The sequence below is a fragment of the Gryllotalpicola ginsengisoli DSM 22003 genome (assembly GCF_000419445.1).
Classification (GTDB): Bacteria; Actinomycetota; Actinomycetes; order Actinomycetales; family Microbacteriaceae; genus Gryllotalpicola; species Gryllotalpicola ginsengisoli.
This window is the reverse complement of record NZ_AULK01000005.1, coordinates 244,532-255,101: the sequence shown is the minus strand read 5'-3', so window position 1 is coordinate 255,101 and position 10,570 is coordinate 244,532. Positions and strand designations below refer to the sequence as shown.

Sequence of the window (10,570 nt, the reverse complement as noted above, 5' to 3'; positions counted from 1 at the left end):
CAGCGAAAAACGCCGACGCGGTCTTCAGGATCTCGTTGGCGCGGCGCAGTTCGGCGTTCTCGCGTTTGAGCCGCTTCAACTCGGCGCTTTCCGCCGTGGTCACCCCGGCGCGCTGGCCGGAGTCGATCTCGGACCGGCGGCGCCACTTGCGCAGCGTCTCCGGACCGATGCCGAGCTTGGTGGCGACATGACGGATCGCCGAGTACTCGGTCTCGTGCTCAGGGATCGCCTCTTCCAGCATCCTGAGCGCACGCTGCCGGAACTCCGGCGCGAACTGACGGGGCATGATTCATCCTCCCAAAGGAAGCGGAACCAAACCCAGGGCGAATCACTCGCCAGCCCCGGAAACCACTAGGAACCAAACCCAGGGCGAATCAACCGGACAGGGCGCAGAGCTCACCGCAGGCGGCGACCTGCTCGGCCACCAGCTGCGGTAGTCCCGCCAACGCGTCCCGCATCGAACTCATGCCACACACTCTAAAAGCCACCACCGACATTCGACGCCCCGAACATCGAAGATGTGTACAAACCGCGGCGCCTACGCACACCCACGCAAGAACGCGGCCGATCCAAAGACCAAGCCCCGCTTGCGTTACGCGCGGCCGCTTGGGCTACTGCACATCGCAGGCCAGTAGGCGCAGCTACTGCGGGGCTCGGGTCAGCTTCGCGCTTCTGACGAGCGTGACGCCGAACCCCAACATGAGCACGGCCGCGATCAACGTTCCAGGCCAGACGACCTTCGCCCAGCCTTCATAGTCGAGGAGCAGCCAGAGGAACCACAGCATGGTTCCAGCCGCGGCGGTCGCGGCCGCCACCGGCCAGCGCGATGCGCCCGAGAGGACATTCCACGCAACGAGCCCGAGAAGTGCGGACACCGCACCCACGAAGCCACCGACGATCCAGAACCCGAGCATGAACACCGGGAGGTATCCGACGGAACCGGTCGCGAACGCAGCCCAAAGGAGGCTCGCGGTACCGACGGCGGCACCGAACGCCACGCCGGACCAGATCGTCCGCGCCGTCCTGAGCCGAACGGTAGAGCGCGCGGCACATGCCCTCGTCATAGCTTCCAGTCTCGTCGCTGATCCTCGACCGCGCACCCGCCCGTTCGAGGCTGAACCTGACTGGCAGGCGCGCTGCACGTCATCTGACGCGTCCATTATGACGATGACCCCAACACGGGGATATGGTCGCCGGCGCCCCGGCGCGTATACCGTGGCCTAGCGTCGTAGCCCCTCACGACCACCCATCTCCTAGCTGTCCCGACCAGCTGGGGCGCACCTGCAAGGAGGTACGTCCATGGCGTCCCTCACGGAGATCCTGATCCTCCACGGCGCCTTGCCCATAGAGCATCTCGACCTCATCTCGGCCGCACCAGCCGACGAGGCCGTCGCGATCCAAGGCCTGGTGGAGGACGGCGTCCTCTCCAGTGTCCAGATCGCCCGCGCCCGCGCAGCCCGCGCCGGCGCGCGCTTCGTCGAGCTCGCCGAGTACCCGGTCGACCGCCAGGCGGTCGCCCTCGTCAACCCGGCCGTGCTGCGCCGCAACCGCGTGCTGCCGATCGCCTTCGACGGCGACCAGCTCATCATCGCCACCGACGACCCCGACGACCTGCTGGCCGCCGACGACGTGCGCGCCGCGACGGGCCGACGCGTCGAGATCGCGGTGGCCGAGGCATCCGATCTCGACGCCGCCATCAGCCGCTACGTGCGCGCCGACGGCGAGCTCTCCGACCTGACCGCCACGCTCGAAGAGGAGAAGGCGCAGGAAGAGGAGCACTCCGCCTTCGACACCGACTCGACCGACGACGACGCGCCGATCGTGCGCTTCGTCAACCTGCTGGTCAGCCAGGCGATCCAGGATCACGCCTCCGACATCCACATCGAGCCGGCCGAGCACGAGGTGCGCGTGCGCTACCGCATCGACGGCGTGCTGCACGAGATGCAGCCGGCGCCGAAGGCGATCCAGAACGGCGTGATCAGCCGCCTCAAGATCATGAGCGACATCGACATCGCCGAGCGTCGCAAGCCGCAGGACGGCCGCATGTCGGTCAGCCACGGCGGCCGCCAGATCGACTTGCGGGTCGCGACCCTGCCCACGGTGTGGGGCGAGAAGGTCGTCATGCGCATCCTCGACAACACGAGCACGACGATGTCGCTCGAGAACCTCAGCCTGCTGCCGCACAACTTCGAGGTCTACCGCCGCTCGTACACCAAGCCGTACGGCATGATCCTCGTCACCGGACCGACCGGTTCCGGCAAGTCGACGACGCTGTACACGACGCTCAACACGGTCTCGAAACCCGAGATCAACGTCATCACCGTCGAAGACCCGGTCGAGTATCGGATGCCGGGCATCAATCAGGTCCAGGTGAATCCGAAGGCCGGCCTGACCTTCGCCAGCGCCCTGCGCTCGATCCTGCGCTCCGACCCCGACGTCGTGCTGCTCGGCGAGATCCGCGACCACGAGACCGCGCAGATCGCGATCGAGGCGGCGCTCACGGGCCACCTCGTGCTGTCGACGCTGCACACCAACGACGCGCCGAGTGCCGTCACGCGTCTCACCGAGATGGACATCGAGCCGTTCCTCGTCGGCTCCGCGCTCGACTGCGTGGTCGCCCAGCGACTCGCGCGTCGCCTGTGCGAGCGGTGCAAGGCGCCGGTCGAGAACCCCGACCTGGCGCTTTTGACGAGCATCGGATTCCCCGTCGCAGCGCTCGACGCCGACGCGCAGCTCTTCGCGCCGGTCGGCTGCCGTGCCTGCTCCAACACGGGTTACCGCGGCCGCATGGCGTTGCACGAGGTCATGTCGGTGTCGGAGGAGATCGAACGGCTCACCGTCGAGCGCGCGTCGAGCGCCGAGATCGCCCGCACCGCGCGGGCGCAGGGAATGCTCACGCTTCGCGAGGACGGCTGGGCCAAGTGCCTCGCCGGATGGACGTCCGTCGAGGAGGTCCTGCGCGTGGTCGCGTAGGGCTGGGGGAGGGAACACAATGGACAGGCCCGTTTACGAGATCCCGGAAGAGCCGGACTTCGACAGCGCGTTCGGCTGGTCGCCCAGGCCGCTGACGCCGCCGCGCCCCATCGCGCCCGAGCGGCTCGCGCCCGAGCCGGTCGCCGCGCCTGAGCGGCTCGCGCCCGAGCGGCTCGCGCCGGTCGTTCCGCCCCAGCAGGCGGCGCCGGCCCCCGTCACCGCGCCCACGGCTCCGCCGACGAGCCGCCGCGCCCTGCGCGAGCAGCACGCCTACGACGAGCAGCCCGCGCCGGCGCAGCCGGCTCCCGCCGCGGCCGCGTGGCCGACCCCCGACACGGTGCTGCCGCCCGCCGTGCAGCCGGCCGTCGCGACACCGCCCGCTCCCACGCCCGCCGTGCAGACCCCAGCCCCCGCCCCGCAACCCGCCGTTTCCGAGCCGCCCCGGCCCGCGGCATCCGTCGCCCCGACCCGCACCGACGCCGACCCGGCGCTGATCGCCGCCCTGCAAGAAGTCGTCGCGAGCCGCGCCTCCGACCTGCACATCACGGCCAACGCCGCGCCCATGCTGCGCGTCGACGGCGGCCTGCGCGCCGCCCCCGGCACCACGGTGTGGGATCGCGACCGGGTCCAGCGCGCGCTCTACTCCCTCCTGACGGAGGAGCAGAAGCGCCGCTTCGAGGAGGAGCTCGAGCTCGACTTCGCCTACACGGTCAGCGCCAACGCGCGCTTCCGCGTGAACTTCTACCAGCAGCGCGACGCGATCGGCGCGGCGTTCCGGCTCATCCCGACCGAGATCAAGACGCTGAAGTCGCTCGGCATCCCCGAGTCGATCGGCCGCTTCGCGACCCTGCCGCGCGGCCTGGTGCTCGTCACGGGCCCCACCGGCTCGGGTAAGTCGACGACGCTGGCCGCCCTGATCGACCTGGTCAACGAGACCCGCACGGACCACATCGTCACGGTCGAAGACCCGATCGAGTTCCTGCACAACCACAAGAAGTCGATCATCAACCAGCGCGAGGTCGGCCACGACACCCACAGCTTCGCCAACGCGCTCAAGCACGTGCTGCGTCAGGACCCGGACGTGATCCTGGTCGGCGAGCTGCGCGACCTCGAGACCATCTCAGTGGCGCTGACCGCCGCCGAGACCGGCCACCTCGTCTTCGCCACCCTGCACACGCAGGACGCCCCGCAGACGATCGACCGCGTCATCGACGTCTTCCCGCCTCACCAGCAGGACCAGGTGCGCGTGCAGCTCGCCTCCACCCTGCAGGGCGTCGTCTGCCAGACCCTGGTCAAGAAGGCGAGCGGCGAGGGCCGCGTCGTGGCGACCGAGGTGCTCATCACGACTCCCGCGGTCGGCAACCTGATCCGCGAGGGCAAGACCTACCAGATCACCTCGGCCATGCAGGCGGGGCGCGACCTGGGCATGCACACCATGGATCAGCACCTCGCCGAGCTCGTCAACGCGGGCACGATCACCCGTACGGCTGCGCTCGAGAAGGTGCACGACCGCGCCGGCTTCGACCGCCTCATCCATCGCGTCGAGACGCCGACGGATGCCGCGAGCCGTGCCCTGCAGTCCGCCGGCCCCGACTTCGGCGACGCGTTCAGCCCGAGGGTCGCGCAATGACGACAGTTCCTTCGTCGACGTTCGTCTACAAAGGCCGCGGCGCCGACGGCAAGGTCGCCAAGGGCCGCCTCGAGGCGCCCAACGAGGGCGCGGCGCACGCGCGGCTGATGAAGATGGGCCTCACCCCGATCTCGGTCGCCGAGACCGGCTCGGGGCTGAACCGCGAGATCAACCTGAGCTTCCTCAAGAAGGGCGTCAAGCTCAAAGACCTGGCCGTCATGGCCCGTCAGATGGCGACCATGACCGGCGCCGGCGTCTCGCTGCTGCGCACCCTCACGATCCTCTCCGAGCAGAGCGAGAACGAGACGCTGCGCGAGGCGCTGGAGAAGATCGCGAAGGATGTCGAAACCGGCTCCTCGCTCTCCGACAGCCTCGTGCGGCATCCCAAGATCTTCCCGCCGATCATGATCAACATGGTCCGCGCGGGCGAGACCGGCGGCTTCCTCGACGGCGCGCTCAACACGGTCGCCGACGGCTTCGAGAAGGAAGCGAAGCTCAAGGCGAGCATCAAGTCGGCGATGACCTATCCGATGGTCGTGCTCGCGATCTCGCTAATCGCGGTCGTCATCATGCTGACCTTCATCGTGCCGATCTTCGCGAAGATGTTCGCGAGCCTCGGCAGCGCCCTGCCGCTGCCGACCCAGATCCTCGTTGTCATGTCGCACCAGATGCCGTGGGCCCTGCCCACGCTGATCGTGGCCGTCATCGCCGGCAGCGTCTGGTGGCGGCGCAACAAGAACGAGCCGCGCGTGCGCGCGGCGATCGAGCCACGGATGCTGAAGCTGCCGGTCTTCGGAATGCTGTTCACCAAGATCGCCATCGCCCGCTTCGCCCGCAACTTCGCCAACATGATGGGCGCCGGCGTGCCGATCCTGAGCGGCCTGCGCATCGTCGGCGAGACGAGCGGCAACTGGGCGATCGAGACCGCCCTCGAGCGCGTCGCCAAGGCGGTGCGCCAGGGCAAGTCGGTCGCCGAGCCGCTCGCTCAGGAGCCGGTCTTCCCGATGATGGTGACCCAGATGGTCGCCGTCGGCGAAGACGCCGGCTCGATGGAGGTCATGCTCAACAAGATCGCCGACTTCTACGACTCCGAGGTCGAGGCGATGACCGACTCCCTGACGAGCCTCATCGAGCCGCTGCTGATCGCCTTCCTCGGCGTCGTCGTCGGCGGCATGATCGTCTGCCTCTACCTGCCGATCTTCCAGATCACTGACGCGGTACAGAACGCGAGTTGATCGGTACCCCCACAGTTGGGGTAGAAATGTGCCCTGATCTGGGGATTCGGGGCCGAAAATCACCCCCGTTGTTGGGATTACCCGATCAATCGGCAGTACATAGTCTCAACTTCAGACGGAGGTTTACTTCTGCTCCGTCGGCATCCACAGCTCCTACCGACCAAAGGACTACGCCATGTATTTCCGTCTCATGGGCAAGCTCAACGCTCGCCGCAATGGGCTGCTCCAGGAGAGCGAGAAGGGCTTCACCCTGATCGAGCTCCTCGTCGTCGTGATCATCATCGGCATCCTCGCCGCGATCGCGATCCCCGTGTACCTCGGCGTTCAGAAGAACGCGAAGGATTCGGCCGTCCAGACCGATGTGACGAATCTCAAGACTGCGCTCGTCAGCCTCGAGACGAACGCAGGCGATCTTCCCACTGGGCAGACTGTCGCTTCTGTCGCCGTGGCTCCCACCGCATACCCCGCTAGCGTCACTACGGCGCCCACCGACACCTTCAAGGACGCGGGAGCCACTCTCAGCTCGAACACGTCGTTCCTGGCATACGCCACCTCTGGCAGCAACTTCTGCATCACCGGTAAGTCCACGACCGGCAAAGTCTTCTACGCATCCGACTCGACCGGTGTGGGAACGACCGCGCCGACGGGCGGCGCCACGTGCCCCACGGCGCCCTGAACTGAGTAGTACGAGTTTCGATCGTTGCGGGGCAGGGCGGCCGCCCTGCCCCGCAACCGGACATCAAGACCAGGAATAGGCGATCGTGACCGCATCCTCGCAGGACGACGAACGGGGCATCGGCCTCATCGACGTCCTCGTCGCCATGATGCTGCTCGCCGTTCTGGCCGTCGCGATCCTTCCGGTGCTCACCCTGTCGATGCGCACCGCGTCGAACAACGTCGACACCTCGACCGCGTCGCAGATCGTCGACCGCGAGCTCGACCAGGCGCAGATCGACATCCCCAACACCTGCAATGCACTCAAGACCTGGGCCGCTGACCTCAACGGCCTGCAGGTCACCGATCCCCGCGGAACCGTGCTCACGATCCACCGGGTCTTCACCCAAGACTGCCCCAGCCTCTACCCGGCCGTCGTCACCTACAGCGTCTGGGTCGGCCGGCAGGGCGCCACCCAGCACCTGGCCGAAGCCACCGCCCGCATCCAATTGACAAGCGAGGACTGAGCATGGAGTGCAGTTCCCGCGACCGTCTCCGCCCCGGAGACGACAGCGGCTTCACTCTGGTCGAGATGATCATCGCGACCATGCTCGGCGTGCTCGTCCTCTCCCTCGCCGCCGGAATCCTGATCAGCATGTTCCGCACTCAACACGTCACGACCGACTTCTCCGATGCGACGACGACGGGTCAGCTGATCTCGAAGAGCGTCGAGGAGGGCGTGCGCAACGCCGCCCCAGGTCCCGAGCCGACGGACTCCGTCGCGGTCTCGGACGACGGCATCCTCTCGACCGTCGACGCGAACGGCGAGCTGCTTCGCGCGCGCGTCGCGATGGGCACGAGCGGCGGCGACATCACCTGGAAGTGCATGGCCTGGTACTACTCGCCGACCACCAAGACCATCGTCGAGGCGAGCTCCGACTCCATGATCGACGACCCCGCCGGCTTCACCTGGTCGGGGTCCCACCACCTCGAGCCGAACGTCTCGCAGTCGGGCGTCAGCTGGACTCTCCTGGGCGAGAACATCGAGCCCGCCGACGGCTCCACGCTCGTCTTCAACTCGCACGACGGCGAGCTGGACCTGAACTTCAAGATCACGAACGGATCCACCGCACTCGTGCTCGTTCCCAACGTGATCATGCCCCGCAAGATCACCGCCACCGGAACCGGCCCCGACCAGTGCTACCCCCTGCCGACCGCGACCCCCACCCCCACACCATGACCCGCACCCGGAATCCCCGCAGCCCGCTCATCATGCGGCGCCTCGCCGACAGCGACGGCTTCGCGCTGCCCAGCGTCATCGTGATCTTCTCGGTCGTCGTGATCGTCAGCCTCACGCTTGCCGGCGCCGCCGTGCACGCGGTGGGATTCTCGACCTCCACACGCGCGTCGACCCAGTCGCGGGCCGCAGCGGATTCCGGCATCAACGACATCCTCGCCACGATCGGCGACACGGGCGCTCCGCTCGCCAATCGCCTGCCGTGCAGCGCTTCCCACAGCTACGACGCCTCGGTCGCGGAATCCGACACCGTCAACTACAAGACGAGCTACTCCGCCACCGTGCACTACTACGACGCGGCCGGCGCCGAGCTCGCGTCCTGCGTCGGCGGTTTCCTTCAGTTCGACGCGGTCGGCGACCCGCCTGTGAAGGCCGTCGTCGACTCGACCGGGACCGCGATCGCGAAGGGCGTCGCGGGCCAGTCCTCCGGCGACACCCGCTCCGTCACCGCCGTCGTCGCGCTCGACGTCAACACGAGCTACGACAACTCGGCCGCGATCGACAAGTCCGTCTTCAGCGACGCGAGCATCACCCTGACCAACGGCGCGACCACGATCGACCCGACGGGGGGAACGAGTGCCGACGTCTACAGCAACGGTGACGTCTCCTGCACCACGGGCGGCACCGCTCACCCGATCGAGGGCAGCATCTACGCCCAGGGCAACGTGAACCTCGAGCATCCGTGCAACGTCAAGGGCAGCGTCTGGTCGGGCACCTTCACCTCGACGGGGAACGTCGAGATCGGCCAGAACCTCATGCTGTACAACCAGCCGAACCTCACTCTCGCCGGCGCCGCCGTCGACGGGTCCTTGGTGACCAACGGCAACATCGAGATCGGCCACTCGGTCGGCAACTGCTCCGCCGCATCCACCGGCTGCGGCTCGGTCACGAGCTTCGGCGGCACCGTCACCGTCGACTCTGGCGACTCCGTCGCGGGCGACGTGCAGGCCTCCGGCGACGTGACCCTAAACAGCAACAGCACCGCGGTATACGGCAACGTCCGCTCGACCGGCGGCGGCCTCGTGTCCACGGCGAGCACGACGGGCACCGGCCACGTCGTCGGCGGCTACGTCGCCGTCGCCGGGAACCAGGCGCTGTCGCTGAGCCGCATCGGCGAGCCGGCCTCCACCTGCGGCGCGAGCGGGAACGTCACACTGAAGCCCTGCCCGGGCGGCACCGTCGGCTTCGACGCCTCTCAGATCCCGACGGCGCTCAACTACCCGACGAACACGACGGTCGTCGCGCCGCAGAAGGAGTCCCTGCCGGCCATCGGAAGCGACACCGCCTCCCTCCAGCCCTGGCTCGACGCCGGCTGGCACCTCGTGACGGCGCCGAGCTGCTCCACGTCCGATTCGACGAACTCCGCGGCGATCAGCGCCCTGACCGGCAAGAGCATCGTGGTCTTCACGAACTGCGGAAGCAGCCCGCTGAAGCTCTCCGACCTGAACCTGCACGGCGATGTGGTCGTGATGAGCCAGTCCGGTTTCGACTTCGGCGGCAACACGACCATCGACTCCGCAAACGGTGTGCACCAGTTCTATGCCATCGTGCCGACCGACGGGAAGCTGCCCTCCTCGAGCACGCAGACCGTCACCTGGCAGTACCCGGACGGCGTCGACGCGTACGGCAACGGCTACCACAGCCCTGTTTGCAACGCCTCGCGCCCGGCCGGCTACGCCGACATCACCGCGACCAACCACTTCACGACCACCGACGACGTCCGCAGCTTCTTCTTCACACCCTGCTCGTGGAACGTCGATAACAACGCGGGCCCGTTCAACGGCGAGGTGTACGTCGGCAAGTCGACCACCGGCAACTCGCCCGAGGTCGTCTACTACGAGATGGACGTGCCCGGCGCCCTCGCCTACCCGACCGGCCCCGGTGTCCCGATCACCACGGTGACGGCCACTGAGACGTCCCGATTCGACACGAGGGGATGATCACCATGCCCGCCCTCGCCCTCGGAATCTTCGGCAGCCTCATCGGCTCCTTCCTCAACGTCGTCGTCTACCGCGTGCCGGCCGGCCTCAGCGTGGTCAACCCGCCGAGCGCCTGCCCCCGCTGTGGACAGCAGATCCGGTCCTACGACAACATCCCGCTACTGTCGTGGCTCATGCTGCGTGGCAAATGCCGCACCTGCGCCGAGCCGATCAGCTCCCGCTACCCGCTCGTCGAGCTGGGCACGGGGCTGGCTTTCGCGGGCGTGGCCGCCTGGGTCGCGCTCACGCGCTGGCAGGCGACGGATGCCTCGCACCTCACCGCCTCGATCCTCGAGCTCCTCGCGTTCCTGTACCTCGCGGCGGTCTCGATCGCTCTCGCGCTGATCGACCTCGACACCCGCACCCTGCCGAACCGCATCGTGCTGCCGAGCTACCTGGTCGGCGGGGTGCTGCTGGCCGCGGCATCCGTGCTCACCCACGACTCAGCGCACCTGATCAGCCTGCTCGTCGGCGGCGCCGCCCTGTTCGTCCTCTACGTCGCCATCGCGCTCGCCTCGCCCCGCGGCATGGGCTTCGGCGACGTGAAGCTCGCCGGCGTGCTCGGCCTCTACCTCGGCCACCTCGGCCTCGCCCAGCTCGTGGTCGGCGCGTTCAGCGCCTTCCTGCTCGGCGGCCTGTTCGCCGTCGTGCTGCTCCTCGCCCGCCGCGCGGGCCGCAAGAGCGGCATCCCCTTCGGCCCCTGGATGCTGCTCGGCGCCTGGGTGGGCGTCGTGTTCGGCGCCCAGCTCGCCTCCTCCTATCTCTCCCTGTTCGGTCTGAACGCCTGACCCGAAGGAGCACA

The 10,570-nt window shown here is 68.0% G+C and carries 10 protein-coding genes; 8 read left to right on the top strand and 2 right to left on the bottom strand.

All coding sequences use genetic code 11. The features are described from left to right. Both H563_RS0111275 and H563_RS0111265 read right to left on the bottom strand, forming a co-directional pair. On the bottom strand, positions 1-286 hold a 286-nt coding region (locus H563_RS0111275), incomplete at its 3' end, for a transposase (protein ID WP_022882712.1). A gap of 355 nt (positions 287-641) precedes the next feature. Further along, the gene (locus H563_RS0111265; protein ID WP_022882710.1) at positions 642-998 is read right to left on the bottom strand and encodes a hypothetical protein; all 357 of its coding nucleotides are present in this window, start codon (positions 996-998) and stop codon (positions 642-644) included. 301 nt (positions 999-1,299) lie between these two features. Between H563_RS0111265 and H563_RS0111260 the strand changes: the two genes are divergently transcribed. The 8 genes from H563_RS0111260 (at position 1,300) to H563_RS0111225 (ending at position 10,556) form a co-directional block, all read left to right on the top strand. Then, positions 1,300-2,973 carry a GspE/PulE family protein gene (locus H563_RS0111260; RefSeq protein WP_022882709.1) on the top strand — a complete coding sequence of 558 codons (1,674 nt, stop codon included), beginning with the start codon at positions 1,300-1,302 and terminating at the stop codon, positions 2,971-2,973. Positions 2,974-2,992: 19 nt separating this feature from the next. After that, positions 2,993-4,603, top strand: a complete 1,611-nt coding sequence (locus H563_RS0111255; RefSeq protein ID WP_022882708.1) for a PilT/PilU family type 4a pilus ATPase — start codon at positions 2,993-2,995, stop codon at positions 4,601-4,603. Next, positions 4,600-5,838, top strand: a complete 1,239-nt coding sequence (locus tag H563_RS0111250; protein WP_022882707.1) for a type II secretion system F family protein — start codon at positions 4,600-4,602, stop codon at positions 5,836-5,838. Before H563_RS0111255 ends, H563_RS0111250 begins: the two co-directional genes overlap by 4 nt. A 175-nt stretch (positions 5,839-6,013) precedes the next feature. Then, entirely contained in the window at positions 6,014-6,514 is a 501-nt protein-coding gene (locus H563_RS18410) for a type II secretion system protein (RefSeq protein WP_051142729.1), read from the top strand. 85 nt (positions 6,515-6,599) lie between these two features. After that, a complete protein-coding gene (locus tag H563_RS0111240; protein ID WP_022882705.1) occupies positions 6,600-7,019 on the top strand; it encodes a type IV pilus modification PilV family protein in 420 nt (139 codons plus the stop codon). Positions 7,020-7,021: 2 nt separating this feature from the next. Next, on the top strand, positions 7,022-7,732 hold the full coding sequence (locus H563_RS0111235; RefSeq protein ID WP_022882704.1) for a PulJ/GspJ family protein: 711 nt from the start codon (positions 7,022-7,024) through the stop codon (positions 7,730-7,732). Further along, entirely contained in the window at positions 7,729-9,729 is a 2,001-nt protein-coding gene (locus H563_RS0111230; RefSeq protein WP_155865187.1) for an autotransporter outer membrane beta-barrel domain-containing protein, read from the top strand. The genes H563_RS0111235 and H563_RS0111230 overlap by 4 nt, the downstream gene beginning before the upstream one ends. Further along, on the top strand, positions 9,726-10,556 hold the full coding sequence (locus H563_RS0111225; protein ID WP_022882702.1) for a prepilin peptidase: 831 nt from the start codon (positions 9,726-9,728) through the stop codon (positions 10,554-10,556). Before H563_RS0111230 ends, H563_RS0111225 begins: the two co-directional genes overlap by 4 nt. Positions 10,557-10,570 lie beyond the last annotated feature (14 nt).

What these genes read in the sequence shown, in the direction of transcription:
- H563_RS0111260 (WP_022882709.1), top strand. Translation starts at nt 1,300, where the DNA reads ATGGCGTCCCTCACGGAGATCCTGATCCTCCACGGCGCCTTGCCCATA.
- H563_RS0111255 (WP_022882708.1), top strand. Translation starts at nt 2,993, where the DNA reads ATGGACAGGCCCGTTTACGAGATCCCGGAAGAGCCGGACTTCGACAGC.
- H563_RS0111250 (WP_022882707.1), top strand. Translation starts at nt 4,600, where the DNA reads ATGACGACAGTTCCTTCGTCGACGTTCGTCTACAAAGGCCGCGGCGCC.
- H563_RS18410 (WP_051142729.1), top strand. Translation starts at nt 6,014, where the DNA reads ATGTATTTCCGTCTCATGGGCAAGCTCAACGCTCGCCGCAATGGGCTG.
- H563_RS0111235 (WP_022882704.1), top strand. Translation starts at nt 7,022, where the DNA reads ATGGAGTGCAGTTCCCGCGACCGTCTCCGCCCCGGAGACGACAGCGGC.
- H563_RS0111230 (WP_155865187.1), top strand. Translation starts at nt 7,729, where the DNA reads ATGACCCGCACCCGGAATCCCCGCAGCCCGCTCATCATGCGGCGCCTC.
- H563_RS0111225 (WP_022882702.1), top strand. Translation starts at nt 9,726, where the DNA reads ATGATCACCATGCCCGCCCTCGCCCTCGGAATCTTCGGCAGCCTCATC.